Consider the following 18,786-nt stretch of genomic DNA (forward strand, 5'->3'; position numbering starts at 1 on the left):
TCCGTGGATAAGTATATAACTGACCCGTCAGTTATATATCGAGAGACCCCGTGCAGCCCGGCCAGCCCAAGTGGCGACGACGCAGCGAGGCCCGGCCCGGCGAGATCATCGCCGCGGCGCTGGTCGTGTTCTCCGAGAAGGGCTTCGCGGCCGCGCGGCTGGACGACATCGCCGCCCGGGCCGGGGTCTCCAAGGGCGCGCTCTATCTCTATTTCGAAACCAAGCAGGACCTGTTCCGGGCGGTGGTGCGCGAGACCATCGCCCCGAACCTGCAGGCCGTCGCCGGCTTCATCGGCCAGAGCCCGCTGCCGTTCGCCGACCTGATCCGCCTGGTCTTCGCCCGCATCGCCGAGGTGATGACCGAGGGCCGGCTAGGGGCGGTGGCCAAGATGGTGATCGGCGAGTCGCGCAACTTCCCGGAGCTGGCCAAGGTCTGGCACGAGGACGTGGTCTCGGTGATGCTGGGCGCGATGAGCGGGGCGGTGGCGGCCGCCCAGGCGCGCGGCGAGGTGCGGCCCGGCGATCCCCAGCTCTATGTGTTCAGCCTGGCGGGGCCGCTGCTGCTGGGCGTGTTGTGGCGCGAGGTGTTCGTGCCGATCGGGGTCAAGCCGGTCGATCTGAAGGCCTTGCTGGCCCAGCACGCCGAGGTGGCGCTCCGGGGGATGCTGGTCGAAACGGGGGAGGGGCGCGCATGAAGCCTCAGGTTCGCATCGTGCTGGCCGTCGCGGCGGCCCTTCTGGTCGGGTTCGTCGCCTGGCGGATCTGGGGGCCGGGCTCGGCCCATCCCCGGCGGCTGTCGGGCTATGTCGAGGGCGAGACGCTTTATGTCGGGGCGTCCGTGGCCGGCCCGGTCAGCACGGTGTCGGTGCGGCGCGGCCAGCGCGTGGCCGTCGGCCAGCCGCTGTTCGCCCTGGACGCCGCCCAGCTGGTGGCCGCCCGCGACCAGGCCGCGTCCCAGGCCGCCGCCGCCCAGAGCCAGGCGCGGGACGCCGCCAAGGGCCAGCGGCCGGACGAGCTGGCGGTCTACGACGCCCAGCGCGCCGCCGCCGCCGCCGCCCTGGCCGAGGCCCAGGCCGACTACAACCGCATCGCGCCCTTGGCCGCCAAGGGCATCTACGCGCCCGCCCGCCTCGACCAGGCCCGGGCCGCGCTGAAGACCGCCCAGGCCAATGTCCGGACCGTCGAGCAGCAGCGCCGGGTCGGCACGCTGGGCGCGCGGCCGGACGCGATCCGCGCCGCCGAGAGCCAGGCCGCCGCGGCCCGCGACCAGTTGACGGTCGCCCAGGACCGCCTGGATCAGATCAGCCCCAGGGCTCCGGCGGCCGCCCGGGTGCAGGACGTCTTCTACCAGCCCGGCGAATGGGTGGCGGCCAACCAGCCGGTGGTGGTCCTGCTGGCCGACGACCGGGTGCGGCTGCGCTTCTACGTGCCCCAGGCCGAGGTCGCGCTCTATCGGCCGGGCGCCCGGATCGCGTTCAGCTGCGACGGCTGCGAGAGCGGCCTCGGCGCGCGGATCAATTTCGTCAGCCCACGGGCCGAGTTCACCCCGCCGGTGATCTACAGCCGCGACGCCCGCGACCGGCTGGTGTTCCTGGTCGAGGCCCTGCCGGACCATCCGGCCGACCTGCCGCCTGGCCTGCCGGTCGACGTGGTCCCGCTGAGGGGCGCGGCCAAGTGAGCGCGGTCCTCGCCAAGCCCGTTGACGACGCGGCCGGCGAGCTGGCCGTCGACGTGCACGGCCTGAACAAGTCGTACGGCGACAAGCACGTGGTCCAGGATCTGTCGATCCAGGTGGGCGTGGGCAAGATCACCGGCTTCCTGGGCCCCAACGGCTCGGGCAAGACCACCACCCTGCGCATGCTGTGCGGCCTGTTGACCCCCGACGCCGGCGAGGGAACCGTGCTGGGGCTGGACTTCCGGCGCCACGCCAACGAGATCAAGCGCCAGACCGGCTACATGACCCAGAAGTTCTCGCTCTACGAGGACCTGTCGATCCGCGAGAATCTCGACTTCACGGCCCGGATCTACGGCCTGGACCGGCGGCGCGCGCGGGTGGACGAGGCCCTGGAGCGGCTGGGCCTGGCCAATCGCCAGAAGCAGTTGGCGGGGAGCCTCTCGGGCGGCTGGAAGCAGCGCCTGGCCCTGGCGTCCTGCGTGCTGCACGCGCCGCGCCTGCTGCTGCTGGACGAGCCCACCGCCGGGGTCGACCCCCAGGCGCGGCGCGAGTTCTGGGACGAGATCCACGCCCTGTCGGCCGAGGGCCTGACCGTGATGGTCTCGACCCACTACATGGACGAGGCCGAGCGCTGCCACGACATCGCCTACATCGCCTACGGCAAGCTGATGGCGCGCGGGACCCTGGACGCGGTGATCGGCCAGTCGGGCCTGACGACCTTCCGCGCCGAGGGGCCCGGCGCCGACCGCCTGGGCCGCGAGCTGGCCAAGGCCCCGGGCGTGGCCATGGCCGCGCCGTTCGGCGCCGCCCTGCACGTCAGCGGCCAGGACCGCGCGGCGCTGGAGGCCGCCATCGCCCCCTACCGCAAGCCGCCGTTTGTCTGGACCGAGGTCTCGCCGACCCTGGAGGACGTGTTCATCCAGCTGATGGCGACGTCGCGGGACAACTTTCAATGAGCGCCGCCTCCTCCGATCGGGGCCTGTCCCTGAACCGCATCCTGGCGGTGCTGACCAAGGAGTTCATCCAGCTCACCCGCGATCGGCTGACCTATGCGATGATCCTGGTCATGCCGATCGTCCAGCTGATGCTGTTCGGCTACGCCATCAACAGCGATCCGCGCGATCTGCCCACGGCGGTGCTGGTCCAGGATCACGGGCCGATGGCCCGCTCCGCGCTCTCGGCCCTGGCGCACAACGGCTATTTCAAGATCGTCCGCGAGGCCGCCTCTCCCGAGGAGCTGGACCAGGCGATCGCCCGGGGCGAGGTGCAGTTCGCCCTGACGATCCCCGCCGACTTCACCCGGCGGGTGGTGCGCGGCGACCAGGCCCAGATCCTGGTCGAGGCCGACGCCTCCGACCCGGCCGCCACCGGCGGGGCGATCGCGGCCCTGGCCAATCTTCCGCGTACGGCGCTGTCGCGCGACCTGGTCGGGGCGGTGGCCCCGTCTTCCAGCATAGGGGCCGGCCGGGATCCGTTCGAGGTGGTGATCCACCGGCGCTACAATCCCGAGGCCATCACCGCCTACAACATCGTGCCCGGCCTGCTGGGCGTGGTGCTGTCGCTGACCCTGGTGATGATGACCTCGCTGGGCATGACCCGCGAATACGAGCGCGGCACCATGGAGAGCCTGCTGGCCACCCCCGCCAAGCCGATCGAGGTGATGATCGGCAAGCTGTCGCCCTATGTGGTGGTCGGCCTGATCCAGACCCTGGTCATCCTGATTCTGGCCCGGGTGCTGTTCTCGGTGCCCATGGCCGGCGGCTGGGACGCCCTGGCGGTGGGGGTGGTGCTGTTCATCCTCGGGTCGCTGTCGCTGGGCTTCCTGATCTCGACGGTGGCCCGCAACCAGCTGCAGGCCGTGCAGATGTCGTTCTTCTACATCCTGCCGTCGATCCTGCTGTCGGGCTTCATGTTCCCGTTCCGGGGCATGCCGGCCTGGGCCCAGGCGCTGGGCAGCGTGATTCCCGTGACCCACTTCCTGCGGGTGGTGCGCGGCTCATTACTCAAAGGGCTGGGTGTTGAGGACCTGTGGGCCAGTCTTGCCGCCCTGGCGGTATTTGTCGTGGCGATCGCCGCCGCGGCTATGTCGCGCTACCGACGGACCCTGGACTGAGGTAGCCGGCGCCCGCCGCCGTTTACTGTGGAGTTCCTGCACGGCTGCGACATTTTTACACGTTCGCGGGTCGCAAAACGCTCGCAAGGCCTTGCGCCGCGCGGATTCACGTGCGAACCGGTACTATGCTGGCGCTTTTTCCGGGACAGTCAGCCGATACGCTCGGAAGTTGATTTTGCGGGGGGCGGTCATGTGTTCGCGGCGTCTTCTCTAAGGGGACGCCGAAACCTGACGGGTGTTGCTCAGCTGACACTTTCGCGGATCGTGCGCCTTGGTATAACAATGCTCGGTCGGTCTCGGCCGGTGCAGGGCAATAGAGGGCTCTTGATATGAAACTCCAACTCCTGGCGGGAGTGGCTTTGGCCGCGGTATTCGCCGCTGGCGCCGCTTCGGCCCAAGAGACCGGCTGGTACGGCGCGGTCGATCTTGGCTACCACTGGCCCGAGGGCATCACCACCGAATCGGATCTGAACGCTCCGGACGGCGCGCGCTATCACTGGACCTGGTCGACCGATGAAGACTGGGCCGGTTTCGTTCGCCTCGGCTACCAGTTCAACCCGAACTGGCGCGCCGAAGTCGAAGGCGGCTACCGCCCCGGCGACCTGACCACCGTTCGCGGCAACCCGGTTCGCCAGCAGCCGATCGCGCTCTGCACGCCCGGCGTGACCCGCACCGTGGCCGCTCCGACCTGCGGCGGCCCGTCGGGCTCGATCGACTCCTGGTCGCTGATGGTCAACGTCCTGTATGATTTCATGCCGGACTCGTGGATCAATCCGTACGTGGGCGCCGGTCTCGGCATCAACCGTCTGGACGTCAGCGCACTGGGTCAGTTCAGCGGCGTGCCGACCAGCCCCGCCATCCAGAACCTGACCGCCGACGACGATGACATCGCCGTCGCGTGGCAAGCCATCGCCGGCGCCTCGATCAAGGCGACCGACAAGCTGAAGGTCGACGTGACCTATCGCTGGTTCGCCACCCAGGAGCACACCTGGCAGACCTCGGGTTCGTCGACGCTGAACGCCGGCGCGTTCTCCGGCCAGTACAAGGATCAATCGCTGACCGTCGGTCTGCGGTACTCCTTCGCTTCGCCGCCGCCGCCGCCCCCGCCGCCGCCGCCGCCTCCTCCTCCGCCCCCGCCGCCTCCGCCCCCGCCGCCTCCCCCGCCGCCTCCGCCGGCGTATGAGGCTCGCGAGTTCATCGTCTACTTCCCGTTCGATCAGTACGTCCTGACGCCGGAAGCCCAGTCGGTGGTTTCGGAAGCCGCGAACTACGCGACCTCGGGTCACGCCACCAAGCTGGTGGTTGTCGGTCACACCGACACCTCGGGTTCGCCGAAGTACAACGCCAAGCTCTCGGAGCGTCGTGCGAAGGCCGTGGCTGACGCCCTGGTCGGCGCCGGTGTCGCCGCCGACACCCTGGCCGTTGACTGGAAGGGTGAAAGCGCCCCCGCCGTCGCCACCGGCGATGGTGTGAAGGAACCGCTGAACCGCCGTTCCACGATCTCGATCAACTTCTAAGATCGCGATCAGGCACTAAGGTTGAGGGCCCGGCGGCGACGCCGGGCCCTTTTCTTTTCCGCCCTCGCGAAGCGGGGAGATGGCGCGCCGCGATACGCGGCGTGACGGAGGGCTGGCCGCCGGGCTCGATTCTGGGTTCGCCCACGGAGCGAAAAACGCGCCGTGGGCGTCGGATCGCCCGCCCGCTGGGAGCCTGGCGCAGGCAAGTGCTTTTCCGCGCAATCCGCTCCGCCGCCGGATCACTTCTTTGTGGCCCGCGACAGGGTGTCACGGCGGCGTTTGTCTTGGCCGTGCAACCCGTTGATGATGCGCAGCATCTTCCCGCACACCGTTGTTCGTTCACAGCTTGTTAAGAAAAAACTCGCCCGCGAGGCGCATCTCATCGTTGACGAGTCATTAGCCACTGTGGCCCCATATGTGGGCTGAGGGGGCTCCTCGGCCACAAGATGTAGCGGCTGGACGGGACGTTCCCTTTTCCGGAACACGCTGATTGATTATGGATTTTTGATCATGACCGGCAGTGAAGCGGCGAAGACGACGGCACTCCCCCAGGCTCGCACCGGAGGCATGCGGACCTCTGAACGTCCCAAGCTGGCGCTGGTGCGCAAGGTCGAGGTCGACCGCTCGCGCGACGCCCTGCTGACCGATTTCGGCAAGACCACCCTGGAAGACCGCTATCTGCTGCCGGGCGAGTCGTACCAGGACATGTTCGCCCGCGTCTCGACGGCCTTCGCCGACGACGCCGACCATGCCCAGCGCGTCTACGACTACATGAGCCAGCTGTGGTTCATGCCGTCGACCCCGGTGCTGAGCAACGGCGGCGCCGAGCGCGGCCTGCCGATCAGCTGCTTCCTGAACGCCGTCAGCGACAGCCTGGACGGCATCCTGGGCGTCTGGAACGAGAACGTCTGGCTGGCGGCCAACGGCGGCGGCATCGGCACCTACTGGGGCGGCGTCCGGTCGATCGGCGAGAAGGTCAAGGGCCAGGGCCAGACCAGCGGCATCATCCCCTTCATCCGCGTGATGGACAGCCTGACCCTGGCGATCAGCCAAGGCAGCCTGCGCCGCGGTTCGGCGGCCGTCTATCTGGACATCCACCACCCGGAAATCGAAGAGTTCCTGGAAATCCGCAAGGCGTCGGGCGACTTCAACCGCAAGTCCCTGAACCTGCACCACGGCATCTCGATCACCGACGAGTTCATGCACGCCGTGCGCGACGGCCACAAGTTCGGCCTGCGCTCGCCCAAGACCAACGAAGTCCTGCGCGAGGTCGACGCCCGCGCCCTGTGGCAGAAGGTCCTGGAGCTGCGCCTGCAGACCGGCGAGCCCTACCTGATCTTCTCCGACACCGTGAACCGCGCCATGCCCAAGCACCAGCAAGAGCTGGGCCTGAAGGTTCGCCAGTCGAACCTGTGCAGCGAGATCATGCTGCACACCGGCGTCGATCACCTGGGCAACGACCGCACCGCCGTCTGCTGCCTGTCGTCGGTGAACGCCGAGACCTTCCTGGAGTGGCGCGACCACCCGATGTTCATCGAGGACATCATGCGCTTCCTCGACAACGTCCTGCAGGACTTCATCGACCGCGCGCCGGACGCCGCCTCGACCGCCGCCTACGCCGCCATGCGCGAGCGTTCGGTGGGCCTGGGCCTGATGGGCTTCCACAGCTTCCTGCAGAGCCAGAACGTGCCGTTCGAGAGCGCCCTGGCCAAGAGCTGGAACATGCGGATGTTCAAGCACCTGCGCCGCGAGGCCGACAAGGCGTCGATCTCGATCGGCGAGGAGAAGGGGCCGTGCCCGGACGCCGCCGATCGCGGCTCGATGGAGCGCTTCTCGCACAAGCTGGCCATCGCCCCGACCGCGTCGATTTCGATCATCTGCGGCGGCACCTCGGCCGGCATCGAGCCGATCCCGGCCAACATCTACACGCACAAGACCCTGTCGGGCTCGTTCGCGGTGAAGAACCCCTACCTGGAGAAGCTGCTCGAGGAGAAGGGCCAGAACACCGACGCGGTCTGGGGTTCGATCCTGGAGAACGAGGGCTCGGTCCAGCACCTGGACTTCCTCAGCCAGGACGACAAGGACGTCTACAAGACCGCCTTCGAACTGGACCAGCGCTGGGTGGTCGAGCTGGCCGCCGACCGCACGCCGGAAGTCTGCCAGAGCCAGTCGGTGAACATCTTCCTGCCCGGCGACGTCGACAAGTGGGACCTGCACATGCTGCACTGGCAGGCCTGGGAGCGCGGCGTGAAGTCGCTGTACTACCTGCGCTCCAAGTCGGTGCAACGGGCGTCCTACGCCGGTTCCGACGTCGCGGTGGCGGGCCCGGCCAACGGCTTCGACGTCCCGACCAAGACCGACTACGACGAATGCCTGGCCTGCCAGTAGATCGACCGGCCCAAAACCTTAACAATTCCTGAAGTTAGACGGCGTCGCGGGCCTCCGCGGCGCCGTTTTCACGTCGGGAACCATACCCAGTGCGAAATGTTGATGACGTGGGGTTTTGTCCCATGGACGCCATTCGAATTCCGAGTAGGCTCTCCGTGGGGAAGGGTTCTGGGGACTGGAATGCGTGCTTGCACCGCATTTGTAACGGGAGTGGGTCTGAGCGTCCTGGCCATCGCCACGGCGCAGGCCCAGCCGACCCGGCCCGCCAAATCGTCCAGCACTCCAGATAGGGCGTCCACCGCCCCCCGCAAGGCCCCGCCCAGCTTCGTCGTCGACATGCGCGCCGCCTCGCCGCTCGACTTCGGTCTCCGCGCCCAGCGCCCCGTCCCCGCCGCTTCCGTCGGCTTCGCCGGAGCCCCCGTCGCCAAGGCCGAGCGCGCCAACGATCCCAGCTTCGCGCTGTCGCCCGCCGGCGCCTACGGCGACGCCGCCCTGCTCGACACCAACCGCTATTACGAGGGCCGCGGCGCGGTCAGCTACCGGTCCAACGCCGTCGTGGTCGGCGAGGGCGAGCACGCCGTCGATTCGGTCCGCGTCTCGGTGGCCAGCGTCGCGCAGGCCGGCCAGACCCGGCCCCTGGCCCTGGTTCGACCTGACGAGGACAGTTTCGAGGACCGCGAGGTCGACGTCACGGTGACCCGCGGCTGGCCGGCCGCCGTGTCGGTGGGCGCCGGCAAATACGCTCTCGACGTCACGCCGCACGCCGGCCTGGGTTTCGGCGGAGCCGGCGGCTCGGCCGAGGCGGGCGCCACCGTGCGGTTCGGCAAGAAGATGGGCGACCAGGTCGTCGATTCGCTGGGCGTCAGCGACGGACGCCAGTTCGGCGACCGTGGACGCTGGTATCTGTTCGCCGCCGCCAGCGGCCAGGCCGTCGGCCTGAACATGCTGCACGGCAGTGAAGGCGACTGGAGCGGGGCCGGCGTCAGCTCCGACGCCAGCAGCAAGCTGGTCGGCGACGGCCAGGCCGGCGTGGCCTGGCGCAAGGGTCCGATGCAGGCCTCGTTCGGCTATGTGCACCGCAAGATCAGGGCCAAGGACCAGATCATGGGCATGGCCACCCAGAAGGACGAAATGCTGGCCTTTTCGTTCAGCCTGAGGCCGCACTGGTAGACTGTCCCCGCCGGCGCGATGTGCTCGGCGCTTGAGTTTCGGGCTCAGATCATGCAGCTAGCGCCCGTACCGCCTGCACCCGGGCCCCTCATCCGAGCCACCAAGCGCCATGAGCGATAGCGAGCCCCCTCGCCCCCGCAAGATCCTGAGCCTGAAGAGCGGCGTCGCCGCGCCGGGCGGCCCGCCGCCGCTCGAGCGCATCCCGCGTCCGGCCGGCCACAAGCGCGTGGTGGTGAAGGCGCCGGAACCGCCGCCCGCGCCGCCGGCGACCGGCGACTTCAAGTGCAAGCCGTGCGGCACGCGCTTCGATCCGCCGACCGAGTTGGCCGACGAGGACTCGGTGCGCTGCCCGTCCTGCAACGCCCGCCTGGGCCTGGCGTCGGACTTCCGCGCCGAGCCGCCGAACGTCGACAAGCTGCGCGCCCGCTACCTCAAGAAATAGGCTCTTCCAGGTCTGGCCCCTTGCCGGCCCCCACGTCCGTCGGGGCCAGCGCCGCGGCCGGCGCGAGGATGGGATCCTTGACCGTCCGGCCCCGCGTCGACGGCGGGCGCTTGAACAGGCCGCGCCACAGGGGCTCGGGCGTCGGGATGGCGCTGGACCACAGCCGGCCGCTGATCGCCAAGGCCTCGGCGTCGTCGAAGGTCCGTTTCATCAGCGCGGTCTCGAACTTCATCATGTTGAAGTTCTCGAAGTCGGTCGGGATCGAGGCCGACCAGAGCGGCAGGTTGTGGCGGGCGCAGAATCCGGCCGCGACGCTCAGGGCCTGGCGGTACGAGAACCGCAGCATGGTCTCGAAGCTGCGGCCCATGATCGAGGTCACGCCCGGCGCCGTGGTGCGGGGCGAGGGGTCGAGCACGGTGTTGAAGATCACATAGACCCGGCCGCGCCGCAGGCGCTGGCCCAGCTCGCGCCAGCGCAGCAGGGCGTCGGGCATCAGGAACAGCGGCGCGGCGATGCCGCCGTCGGCGTGCATTTCCTGATAGCGCGCCATGCCGCCTTCGCCGTCCGGAGCCTCGACGTCGATCAGTTTGGGCGGAAACAGGCCGGGCAGGGTGGCCGAGGCCACCAGCACGTCGCGGAACAGCCGCAGGGCCGCCTCGTCGCCCTGGGCGGCGATCGCCCCCATGTCCCAGATCGTGGCCTTCTGGGTGTCCAGATTGGTGGTGGCGATCAGCAGGCGACGGCCGCGGGCGTGCTCGCGGGCCACGGCCTGGATCATCTCCAGGTCGATGAACAGCGCGACCAGGCTGTCCAGGGAGTCGCCCCGGAAAAGGCTCGGGCCCAGGGTCGGGCCCAGGCGCTTGAAGCTGAGCAGGTCGGCGGCGTGGCCGCCGACATAGGCGTCGGCGAGGCGGTCGTCCCAGGCCGGGCCCAGGAAGGCGAAGGGCGCGATCAGGGCGCCGGTGCTGACCCCGGTGACGATGGCGAACTCGGGCCGCGCCCCGGCCTTGGTCAGGCCGACCAGGGCCCCGGCCCCGAAGGCGCCGCCCGCCGCGCCGCCCGACAGGGCCAGGATGTTGAAGTCGCTCGCGCCCAGCAACGGCCGCAGCGGGGCCAGGCGATCGGCGACGTTGCGCAGGGCCTCGTCGGCCTCGTCGACGCTGAGCCGCACGCCCGGAAAGCCGACCGCCTCGACCTGGCTGTCGTGCTGGCTCGGCGGCGCAGGCAAACGCTTGCCGCGCTGGCCGTTCGTCGTGCGATCCCGGAAGAAGGTCTGGACGGTCTTTTTGGAATCCGGCGGGGTGTTCAAGGCGCGTCCAACTTACACTAGGTCAGGGGTGTCCGCTCGAGGTCAGGACCACCCCGACCAGCACGGCGGCGTAGTGCAGGCCGGCGCCGCCGATCACGTGACCGTGCCAGATCGCCCGCCGGAACTTCAGCCGCTTCATCAGGTAGAACACCGTACCCGTCGAATAGATCACGCCGCCGATCGCCAAAAGCAGCAGGGCCACCCAGCCCATGCCGGCGATCATCGGCTTGACGGCCACCAGGACCAGCCAGCCCAGGGCCAGGTAGAGGCCGACCCAGAAGCGCTTGTCCAGGCCCGGCAGGAACAGCTTGGCGGCCACGCCGATCCCGGCCACCGACCAGACGGCCGTGGTCATGCCGATCGCCCACCAGCCGTGCAGGTTCTGGGTGGTGAAGGGGGTGTAGGACGCGGCGATCATGATGAAGATGCCGGCGTGGTCGAAGCGGCGCAGCAGCGGGCGCCAGCGGGCCTTGGAGAAGTTGTAGGCGGTCGACAGCGACAGCATGGTGATCAGGCCGACCGTGTAGACGCCGATGGCCGCCACCTGGCTCAGCGAGCCCAGGCCGAACGCCAGGCCCAGCAGGATGCCGCCGCCCAGCAGGGCGCAGGCCAGGCCGGCCAGGTGCACCACCAGGTCGGCGCACTTGGCGCCGGGCGTCGGATAGTGCGTGGCCGGAACACCGGTTGGATTGGTCGCCGGAACCTGGGTCTGGGTCGCCGTCGCGACGATGCTGGAAGTCTCTGTCATGGCCCGCCCACTGTACGCGCAATTGATGACATATAAACGCCGATCATCGTGGCTGGGATAGGGCCGTCGGCGCATATTTCGGTCAGCCCAGCAGGCCGTGCGCCCCGTCCCAGGCCAGCTTGGCGCCGACCGCGATCAGCAGCACGTAGATGACCCGGTAGAAGCCCTCGGCCGGCACGCGGCGCACCAGCCACACCCCGGCCCAGGTCGAGGCCAGGGCCAGGGGCAGCAGCACGGCCGCCGTGGTCAGCACCTGGGGCGTGAACTGGCCCAGGGCGATATAGGCCGGCACCTTCATCCAGTTGACGACCGCGAAGAAGATGGCGCTGGTGCCGATGAACACGTCGCGCGGCAGGCGGCGGGGCAGCACGTAGATCTGGAACGGCGGGCCGCCGGCGTGGGCGACCTGACTGGTGAAGCCGGCCACCGCGCCGCACAGGGCGCCCAGCCATGGCCTGGCCGGGCCGGCCTCGATCACCTGGGCGACCTTGACCGCCCGCTCGACCCACAGCCGCTGCAGCGAAAAGGCGATGGAGATCAGGCCGATCGACAGCTCGACCGCCGCGACGGAGACCCGCGCCGCCAGCAGCCAGCCCAGGAAGATCCCGACCGCCGCCGCCGGCAGCATCAGGATCAGCAGGCCCTTGTCCCAGGTCTTGCGGAACGACCAGACGCTGACGACGTCCTGGGCCAGCAGGATCGGCAGGGTGATCGCCGCGGCCAGCACCGGCGAGATGACCAGGGCCATCATCGGCACCGCCACCACCCCGATCCCGGCGAACCCGCCCTTGGCCAGGCCCAGCAGGATCACCGCGGGAATGGCGACGGCGTAGAACAGGGGATCGGTCAGCATGGGCGCTGCTTAGCAGGATCATGGGCGATTTCCCAAGGGGGCGGTGCGGCGACCGCTTGCCCCCTACGGACCGCTTCGCGGTCGTCTTCCCCCAGAGGGGGAAGAGGTTCCGCCGTCGGCGCCGCGCGCGTCCTCCGCCCCCTGCGGGGGCGGACAGACCGCGAAGCGGTCAGGTGGGGGCAAGTGTTCGCGGGCACGATCTCTCGTTCTCACGCGATCTCTCGCTGAGCGGATGGAAAGGGTCGCGGAGCGCCGGACACCGTCCGGAGTGTTTGAGTTGTTACCGTTTCGACGAAGCCCGATCGCTCCGCGCGGTCGTTATCCGGAAGCCCGCGACGCTGAGCCTTTGTTAGGGCCTCGCCGCCTTGAAGCCTCCGACCCAGGTCAACGAAACCCGGTCCCGGACCGCGAGCCTGTCACAGCCCGCCTGCTGCTAGGTCAGCCCTCACGCCACGCCGTTTCTGTGTTCCATGCCCGGCCGGCCCTGGAGACGAGAGGTTTGACAAGATCCCTACGCACGCGGATCCCGCCGCCGACAAAGCTTCCCGCTCGATCGCCCCCGCCGCCGCATCGGTCGCTGGCCATGCGCCCTTTCCTTGCGTCGAGGTGGGATCAGGATACGGGCGATTGGGAGGGTGAGGACCAAATCGGGTCGAGAAAGTTTATCGCGTTGAAATCGTGGGGGTTTGTTGGCTATGCGCCAAGCATAAACCCCTTCCCTCCCCCTCGCGGGGAGGGTGCCCTGGCAGCGCCAGGGTCGGGTGGGGGGCTGCTGAGTCGGCAGAAAAGCCCCGCGTCCGACACCCTGCACCGATCCCCCACCCGTCGGCTTCGCCGAAAAGCCCCTGACGTCATCGCCAGCGGCGAGGCCGCGCCTTGAAACCTTGATGGCGAGCCTGCTCTGGCGTCTGGCCGTGTCAAGGACGGCGCGTCGCGGCGGCGCGACGCGCCGTCCTTGACACGGCCAGACGCCAGAGCTCCGATCCACCAAGGCTTTAAGGCGTGGCCGCATCCGGGGCGGATGCTGGCTCCCGCCTAGCGGACGTTTCAAATGTCTGAGAAGGGTGGTGAAGGGGAATGCAATGCGTCGTTCAAGGCTAGTGCTCATTGCGCTGTTGAACCTGTTCGCGGTGGCGATTCTAGGCTGGAAGTTCGCAACGATGGCATCAATGGCCGACATCTTCGGCATAGCCGTCGTGGCGCTGTTCGTGGCGTCCTTCCTGCTACTCCAACGTGAACGGCGCAGAATTCCCGCTGAAAAGCCAATGTCCGACTAGGGTCGAAAGCGGAAGCTGGCCTCCGCCACACCTCCCGACGTTCGCTCCTACCCCGCCGCCCCGCGGCTCTCCCACCCGTCCACGAACGGAAACCGCTCCGCCCAGAACGCCTCCAGCCGCGGATCGGCGTCCACGCGTCGCACCACCTCGCCCATCCGCGGCGCCACCGCGTAGAACCGCTTGCGCCGCGACCCCCAGCGGCTGACCACGGCGACATAGAGGTCCAGCACCGTCAGCTCGTCACCCAGCAGATACCGGCCCGGCGCCAGCTGGCTCTCCATCATCCCCCAGCAGTCGGCGATCCGGTCCGCCGTCGCGGCCTTGATCCGCGCGCCGAGCTCGGCGTCCGGCCCCGCCAGGCGCGAGGGATCGTCGCGCACCCAGAACAGCGAGTAGATCGCGGCCGGCACGAACACCATCCAGCGCAGGAACTGGCCGCGCAGGGGCGAATCGAGCGACGGGGCCAGCCGCGCTTCCGGGAAGCGGTCGGCCAGCCAGATCAGGATGGCCGCGCTCTCGGTGATCGTCTCGCCGTCGGGGGTGACCAGGGCCGGGATCTGTTTGAGCGGATTGACGCCCGCCACCTTGGCCCGCTGCGCCTCGCCCTCCCAGGTCGGCGCCTCGACCACGCTGTACGGCTGCCCCAGCAGGGTCAAAGTCGCCTCGACGGGCACGGACCCCGAGCCAAGCGCGCCAAAGATGGTGTAAGCTTGATTCATCTTTCGTTACCCAATCTGCCCACAACATGTTGTGTGCTGCGACGTCGTGACCACTAGATGATCCCGACAGCTGCGGTACCAAGAGAGCCTAACCGACTGTCCGATTCGCGTCCGCCTGCCCTGGAGCCGTCCTCGATGTCCGCCAAGCTGATCACCACGCCCGGCCTGCTGACCCCCTCCGGCGCCTACAAGCCCTTCCGCTATCCGTGGGCCCACGAGTTCTGGAAGAAGCAGCAGCAGGTCCACTGGATGCCCGAGGAAGTGCCGCTCGGCGAGGACCTGAAGGACTGGGCGGTCAAGCTGAACGACAAGGAACGGAACCTGCTGACGCAGATTTTCCGCTTCTTCACCCAGTCGGACATCGAGGTCGCCGACAACTACATGGAGCGCTACGGCCGGGTCTTCAAACCCACCGAAGTGAAGATGATGCTGTCGTCGTTCGCCAATATGGAGACCATCCATATCGCGGCCTACGCGCTGCTGCTCGAGACCATCGGCATGCCGGAGAGCGAATTCGGCGCGTTCATGGAATACCAGGCCATGCGCGACAAGCACGACTTCATGCAGAAGTTCGGCGTCGACACCAATGCCGACATCGCCCGCACCCTGGCCATGTTCGGCGGCTTCACCGAAGGCCTGCAGCTGTTCGCCAGCTTCGCGATGCTGATGAACTTCCCGCGCTTCAACAAGATGAAGGGCATGGGCCAGATCGTCTCGTGGTCGATCCGCGACGAGAGCCTGCACTGCGAAGGCATCATCAAGCTGTACCACACGTTCAACAAGGAGACCGGCGCGGTCACCAAGGCCGTGGCCGACGACATCGTCGACTGCTGCAAGACCGTGGTCACCATGGAGGACGCCTTCATCGACCTGGCCTTCGAGGCCGGCGAGATCCAGGGCATGACCCCGGACGACATCAAGAAATACATCCGCTTCATCGCCGACTGGCGCCTGCGCCAGCTGGCCTTGCCGGAAGTGTACGGCATCAAGGAAAACCCGCTGCCCTGGCTGCAGTCGCTGCTGTCGGGCGTGGAGCACGCCAACTTCTTCGAGGCCCGGGCCACGGAATATTCCAAGGCCGCCACCCGGGGCCAATGGCACGGCGCGGAAGGCGTGTGGTCGAGCTTCGACAACATGCTGACCAAGCGCTCGGAGAACACCCTGCCGGCAGAATAAGAGCAGGGACAACGGGGATAACATGCCGCCGCCCTCGAAAGGGGGCGGCGTTTCTTTGTCTGGAGTTTGGTGATGACGCGGATTGCGGTGATCGGACCGGGCGCGGTGGGCGGCGTGATCGCCGCGTGGCTGGCCCAGAACCCGGAGCTTGAGGTCGAGGTCTGCGTGCGCACCGCCTTCGAGCGGCTGGAGGTCGAGACGCCGGGCGGCCCGCTGACGGCCAGGCCGCTTGTGCTGACCGCGCCGGACCAGGCGTCCCCCGTCGACTGGGCGATCATCACCACCAAGACCTATGACGCGGCGGCGACCGGCGGCTGGCTGGCGCGCCTGGTCGGGCCGGACACCCGCGTGGCGGTGCTGCAAAACGGCGTCGAACATGTCGAGCGCTTCAGCGCCTACGTCGCCGCCGAGCGGATCACCCCGGCCGTCGTCGACATCCCGGCCGAACGCGGCGCGCCCGGCCGCGTGCGCCAGCGGCGCGACGGCTCGATCCTGGTTCCGGAAGGGGCGGCGGGGGAGGCCTTCGTGGCCCTGTTCGCCCACACCCCGATCGCGGTCTCCACGACGCCGGACTTCAAGACCGCGGCCTGGAAGAAGCTGGCCCTGAACTGCGCCGGGGCGGTCAACGCCCTGACCCTGCGGCCCTCGGGCGTGGCCCGGCGCGAGCCGATCGCCGCCCTGATGCGGGCCCTGGTCGGCGAATGCGTGGCGGTGGGACGGGCCGAGGGGGCGGACCTGCCGCCCGACCTGCCCGACGCCGTGGTCGAAGGTTATCGCTCGGGACCGGCCGACGGGGTCAATTCCCTGCACGCCGACCGGGCGGCGGGCCGGCCCATGGAGCTGGACGCCCGCAACGGCGTGATCGTCCGCCTGGGCGCGCGGCACGGAATCGCCACGCCGGTCAACGCGATGGTCGTGGCGCTGCTGGAGGCGGCGGCGGAGGGGTAGGCGCGTGGTCCTCGTCCTTCGACAGGCTCAGGATGAGGACCAAGCGCAGGCGGCGGCGGTAGAAAACCTCATCCTGAGCCTGTCGAAGGACGAGGTTTTCGCTCCCGTGTCAGGTGGCTTTACGGCCGGTCCTTCTTGGGGATCGCGGCGACCTGTTCGGTAGAGAGCTTGGTGATGCTCTTGGCCATGATCGGCATGGCCATGCCGAAGCCGTCGGAGACCCGCAGATCGAGGTCCAGCGGACCGCAGACCGTGTCGGGGCCGCGCACGATCGACACCAGGTGCACGCCCGGCGAGGTCAGCATGCTGGTGCCGTGCGACAGGTCGACCTGATAGACGTCGCGATTGCGGACCTTCAGATAAAGGGTGTCGCGGTCGGGGGCGCTCCAGTTGTCCCAGTCGGACAGCGAGAAGCAGGTGCGGGCCGGGCGGGGTTTGGTCTGGGCGGCCGGATCGGCGAACGCCGGGGCGGCGGCCAGGAGGGCCGCCGTCAGCAGTCCGGCCTTGAGCATGGAGCGAGCGTTCATGACGGTCTTCCTCGACTGGGTCCCTCGCCACGCAGATTGGTCCCCGCCGCACGGAAGTCAATGTGTGCGGTTATACGCGGTGGGGCCGGCCGGGACTCAGAAGTCGGCCAGGCGCTCGCCGCGATACCGCCGTCCCGGCAGGTTCGCCGACCCCGCCGTCGCGACCTCCTCGGCCGACATCCGGGTCACCTTCGACACGCCCAGCGGCATGTTCATGGAGGCGGTGAGGAACAGGTTCACGTTCAGGTCCGCGGCGGCGCACACCATCCGGTTCTTCGAACCGACGTTCAGCCGCGCGGCGGGCGAATTCAGCTGCCGGATCGGACGGGCCAGGTCGATGCGATAGAAATCCGACTGTTGGGTCTTCAGCAGGATGGTGTGGTCGTCGATGGCGACCCAGTCGGCGACCTTGGTCCCCTCGAAGCAGTCGCGGGCCGCGGACGGTTCGGCGGCGAAGGCGGCCGAGGTCAAGGCGCAGGCCAGGCTGGCGGCGCCGATCGACAGGGCGCGGAGGGTCATCTTACCGGTCATCGTCGGCTCCTTGGCGTCAGGTCCGGTTACTGTGAACCTTGGCGCCAAGGAGTCAACCTCCGGTGTTCTAGGCCTTGGCCGGCTCCTCGTCCGGGACGACGTCGTCCAGCTCGCCCTCCCACTTGGCGACCACGGCGGCGGCCACCGAATTGCCGACCACGTTGGTGGCGCTGCGGCCCATGTCCAGCAGATGGTCGACGCCCAGGACCAGGGCGATCCAGGTTTCGGGCAGGCCGAAATAGGTCAGGGTGGCCATGATCACCACCAGCGAGGCGCGCGGCACGCCGGCGATGCCCTTGGAGGTGACCATCAACAGCAGCAGCATGAAGATCTGCTGCTGGACGGTCAGGTGCACGCCGTGGGCCTGCAGGATGAACATCGTGGCGAAGGTGCAGTAGAGCATCGAGCCGTCGAGATTGAACGAATAGCCCAGCGGCAGGACGAACGAGACGATGCGGCGGCGGATGCCCAGCTTGGGCAGGGCGTCGAGGATGCGCGGATAGGCGGCTTCCGAGCTGGCGGTCGAGAAGGCCAGCAGGGCCGGGTCGCGGATGATGCCGAACAGGGGGATGGCCCGCTTGCCCAGCACGATGAAGGCGGCGATGAACAGCAGCAGCCAGAGCGTGGCCATGGTGGCGTAGAAGCCGACCACGAACTTGCCGTAGACCACCAGCATCGAGATGCCCTGGTCGGCGATGGTCGAGGCCAGGGCGCAGAAGATCGCCAGCGGGGCCAGCTTCATCACGAAGCCGGTGACCTTGAGCATGATCTGCGCGCCCTGCTCGGCCAGCTCCAGGATGTGCGGGGCCTTGTTGTCCAGCGAGGCGACGGCGGTGCCGACGAACAGCGAGAAGACGACGATCTGCAGGATCTCGTTCTTGGCCAGGGCGTCGAAGATCGAGATCGGCACCAGGTGGGTCAGGAAGCCCTGCAGGGTGAAGGTCTCGGTCGAGGCGGCCGGCGCGTTGGCGGCCACGTTGGTCGCCTCGTTCAGCACCAGGCCCGCGCCCGGATGCAGCAGGTGCACCATGAACAGGCCCAGCAGCAGCGAGACGGCCGAGGCGCTGATGAACCAGCCCATGGTCTTGGCGCCGATCCGGCCGACGGCGGCGGCGTCCTCCATGTGGGCGATGCCGGCCACCAGGGTGGTGAAGACCAGCGGGGCGATGATCATCTTGATCAGCCGCAGGAACAGGTCGGTCCCCATCTTGAACCACTTGACCGCCTCGGCGGTCTGGGCGGCGTCGAGATACTGGTTGCAACCCCAGCCGACCAGGACCCCGAGGACCATGGCGGCGATGATCAGAAAGGCGAAACGTCTATTCATGGGCTCCCCCCTCGAGCGCGGGGCTCGAGCGAATTGGTCGAGGCGACCTTAAGCAAAGGATTGGGG

18 protein-coding genes are annotated in these 18,786 nt (G+C 68.5%); 11 read left to right on the forward strand and 7 right to left on the reverse strand.

The genetic code is table 11. The features are described from left to right. Positions 1-50 precede the first annotated feature (50 nt). The 8 genes from ASD38_RS02995 to ASD38_RS03030 all read left to right on the forward strand — a co-directional run bounded on the left by ASD38_RS02995 (position 51) and on the right by ASD38_RS03030 (position 9,305). Positions 51-695, forward strand: a complete 645-nt coding sequence (locus tag ASD38_RS02995) for a TetR/AcrR family transcriptional regulator (RefSeq protein WP_056436069.1) — start codon at positions 51-53, stop codon at positions 693-695. Then, complete coding sequence (locus tag ASD38_RS03000) at positions 692-1,678, forward strand: HlyD family secretion protein (protein WP_056457454.1); 987 nt, start codon at positions 692-694, stop codon at positions 1,676-1,678. The genes ASD38_RS02995 and ASD38_RS03000 overlap by 4 nt, the downstream gene beginning before the upstream one ends. Beyond that, on the forward strand, positions 1,675-2,631 hold the full coding sequence (locus ASD38_RS03005; RefSeq protein ID WP_056436063.1) for an ABC transporter ATP-binding protein: 957 nt from the start codon (positions 1,675-1,677) through the stop codon (positions 2,629-2,631). The genes ASD38_RS03000 and ASD38_RS03005 overlap by 4 nt, the downstream gene beginning before the upstream one ends. Then, complete coding sequence (locus ASD38_RS03010) at positions 2,628-3,788, forward strand: ABC transporter permease (protein WP_056457457.1); 1,161 nt, start codon at positions 2,628-2,630, stop codon at positions 3,786-3,788. The genes ASD38_RS03005 and ASD38_RS03010 overlap by 4 nt, the downstream gene beginning before the upstream one ends. A gap of 329 nt (positions 3,789-4,117) precedes the next feature. Beyond that, positions 4,118-5,305, forward strand: a complete 1,188-nt coding sequence (locus ASD38_RS24850; protein ID WP_056436056.1) for an OmpA family protein — start codon at positions 4,118-4,120, stop codon at positions 5,303-5,305. Between the two features lie 504 nt (positions 5,306-5,809). Next, positions 5,810-7,693, forward strand: a complete 1,884-nt coding sequence (locus ASD38_RS03020; protein WP_156390538.1) for a ribonucleoside-diphosphate reductase subunit alpha — start codon at positions 5,810-5,812, stop codon at positions 7,691-7,693. Between the two features lie 210 nt (positions 7,694-7,903). Continuing rightward, on the forward strand, positions 7,904-8,863 hold the full coding sequence (locus ASD38_RS03025) for a lipid A-modifier LpxR family protein (RefSeq protein ID WP_235523744.1): 960 nt from the start codon (positions 7,904-7,906) through the stop codon (positions 8,861-8,863). 109 nt (positions 8,864-8,972) lie between these two features. Next, the gene (locus ASD38_RS03030; protein WP_056436050.1) at positions 8,973-9,305 is read left to right on the forward strand and encodes a hypothetical protein; all 333 of its coding nucleotides are present in this window, start codon (positions 8,973-8,975) and stop codon (positions 9,303-9,305) included. Here the strand turns inward: ASD38_RS03030 and ASD38_RS03035 are convergent. The 3 genes from ASD38_RS03035 to ASD38_RS03045 form a co-directional block, all read right to left on the reverse strand. Then, positions 9,295-10,614: a patatin-like phospholipase family protein gene (locus ASD38_RS03035; RefSeq protein ID WP_056457463.1), complete on the reverse strand. Its 1,320-nt coding sequence runs from the start codon at positions 10,612-10,614 to the stop codon at positions 9,295-9,297. The genes ASD38_RS03030 and ASD38_RS03035 overlap by 11 nt on opposite strands. A gap of 22 nt (positions 10,615-10,636) precedes the next feature. Further along, the gene (gene trhA / locus ASD38_RS03040; protein ID WP_056436048.1) at positions 10,637-11,362 is read right to left on the reverse strand and encodes a PAQR family membrane homeostasis protein TrhA; all 726 of its coding nucleotides are present in this window, start codon (positions 11,360-11,362) and stop codon (positions 10,637-10,639) included. An 82-nt stretch (positions 11,363-11,444) separates the two neighbouring features. Next, on the reverse strand, positions 11,445-12,215 hold the full coding sequence (locus tag ASD38_RS03045; RefSeq protein ID WP_056457466.1) for a sulfite exporter TauE/SafE family protein: 771 nt from the start codon (positions 12,213-12,215) through the stop codon (positions 11,445-11,447). 1,082 nt (positions 12,216-13,297) lie between these two features. Between ASD38_RS03045 and ASD38_RS23690 the strand changes: the two genes are divergently transcribed. Continuing rightward, the gene (locus tag ASD38_RS23690) at positions 13,298-13,492 is read left to right on the forward strand and encodes a hypothetical protein (protein WP_156390539.1); all 195 of its coding nucleotides are present in this window, start codon (positions 13,298-13,300) and stop codon (positions 13,490-13,492) included. A gap of 47 nt (positions 13,493-13,539) precedes the next feature. On the opposite strand, the gene ASD38_RS03050 is transcribed toward ASD38_RS23690, so the two are convergent. Beyond that, a complete protein-coding gene (locus ASD38_RS03050; protein ID WP_056457467.1) occupies positions 13,540-14,211 on the reverse strand; it encodes a glutathione S-transferase family protein in 672 nt (223 codons plus the stop codon). A gap of 135 nt (positions 14,212-14,346) precedes the next feature. On the opposite strand from ASD38_RS03050, the gene ASD38_RS03055 reads away from it, so the two are divergent. Continuing rightward, positions 14,347-15,387: a ribonucleotide-diphosphate reductase subunit beta gene (locus ASD38_RS03055; protein WP_056457470.1), complete on the forward strand. Its 1,041-nt coding sequence runs from the start codon at positions 14,347-14,349 to the stop codon at positions 15,385-15,387. Positions 15,388-15,459: 72 nt separating this feature from the next. Continuing rightward, positions 15,460-16,335, forward strand: coding sequence for a 2-dehydropantoate 2-reductase (locus ASD38_RS03060; protein ID WP_056457473.1), 876 nt, complete (start codon positions 15,460-15,462; stop codon positions 16,333-16,335). A gap of 119 nt (positions 16,336-16,454) precedes the next feature. On the opposite strand, the gene ASD38_RS03065 is transcribed toward ASD38_RS03060, so the two are convergent. From ASD38_RS03065 to ASD38_RS03075, 3 genes are all read right to left on the reverse strand, one after another. Further along, positions 16,455-16,862 carry a DUF6491 family protein gene (locus ASD38_RS03065; RefSeq protein WP_056436036.1) on the reverse strand — a complete coding sequence of 136 codons (408 nt, stop codon included), beginning with the start codon at positions 16,860-16,862 and terminating at the stop codon, positions 16,455-16,457. Positions 16,863-16,958: 96 nt separating this feature from the next. Next, positions 16,959-17,393, reverse strand: a complete 435-nt coding sequence (locus tag ASD38_RS03070; RefSeq protein ID WP_056457476.1) for a DUF6491 family protein — start codon at positions 17,391-17,393, stop codon at positions 16,959-16,961. 67 nt (positions 17,394-17,460) lie between these two features. Continuing rightward, positions 17,461-18,720 carry a dicarboxylate/amino acid:cation symporter gene (locus ASD38_RS03075; RefSeq protein ID WP_056436032.1) on the reverse strand — a complete coding sequence of 420 codons (1,260 nt, stop codon included), beginning with the start codon at positions 18,718-18,720 and terminating at the stop codon, positions 17,461-17,463. Positions 18,721-18,786: the final 66 nt, after the last annotated feature.

It is taken from the genome of Caulobacter sp. Root487D2Y, assembly GCF_001427165.1.
GTDB lineage: Bacteria > Pseudomonadota > Alphaproteobacteria > Caulobacterales > Caulobacteraceae > Caulobacter.

What these genes read in the sequence shown, in the direction of transcription:
- ASD38_RS03000 (WP_056457454.1), top strand. Translation starts at nt 692, where the DNA reads ATGAAGCCTCAGGTTCGCATCGTGCTGGCCGTCGCGGCGGCCCTTCTG.
- ASD38_RS03010 (WP_056457457.1), top strand. Translation starts at nt 2,628, where the DNA reads ATGAGCGCCGCCTCCTCCGATCGGGGCCTGTCCCTGAACCGCATCCTG.
- ASD38_RS24850 (WP_056436056.1), top strand. Translation starts at nt 4,118, where the DNA reads ATGAAACTCCAACTCCTGGCGGGAGTGGCTTTGGCCGCGGTATTCGCC.
- ASD38_RS03030 (WP_056436050.1), top strand. Translation starts at nt 8,973, where the DNA reads ATGAGCGATAGCGAGCCCCCTCGCCCCCGCAAGATCCTGAGCCTGAAG.
- trhA (WP_056436048.1), bottom strand. Translation starts at nt 11,362, where the DNA reads ATGACAGAGACTTCCAGCATCGTCGCGACGGCGACCCAGACCCAGGTT.
- ASD38_RS03045 (WP_056457466.1), bottom strand. Translation starts at nt 12,215, where the DNA reads ATGCTGACCGATCCCCTGTTCTACGCCGTCGCCATTCCCGCGGTGATC.
- ASD38_RS23690 (WP_156390539.1), top strand. Translation starts at nt 13,298, where the DNA reads ATGCGTCGTTCAAGGCTAGTGCTCATTGCGCTGTTGAACCTGTTCGCG.
- ASD38_RS03050 (WP_056457467.1), bottom strand. Translation starts at nt 14,211, where the DNA reads ATGAATCAAGCTTACACCATCTTTGGCGCGCTTGGCTCGGGGTCCGTG.
- ASD38_RS03055 (WP_056457470.1), top strand. Translation starts at nt 14,347, where the DNA reads ATGTCCGCCAAGCTGATCACCACGCCCGGCCTGCTGACCCCCTCCGGC.
- ASD38_RS03060 (WP_056457473.1), top strand. Translation starts at nt 15,460, where the DNA reads ATGACGCGGATTGCGGTGATCGGACCGGGCGCGGTGGGCGGCGTGATC.
- ASD38_RS03065 (WP_056436036.1), bottom strand. Translation starts at nt 16,862, where the DNA reads ATGAACGCTCGCTCCATGCTCAAGGCCGGACTGCTGACGGCGGCCCTC.
- ASD38_RS03070 (WP_056457476.1), bottom strand. Translation starts at nt 17,393, where the DNA reads ATGACCGGTAAGATGACCCTCCGCGCCCTGTCGATCGGCGCCGCCAGC.
- ASD38_RS03075 (WP_056436032.1), bottom strand. Translation starts at nt 18,720, where the DNA reads ATGAATAGACGTTTCGCCTTTCTGATCATCGCCGCCATGGTCCTCGGG.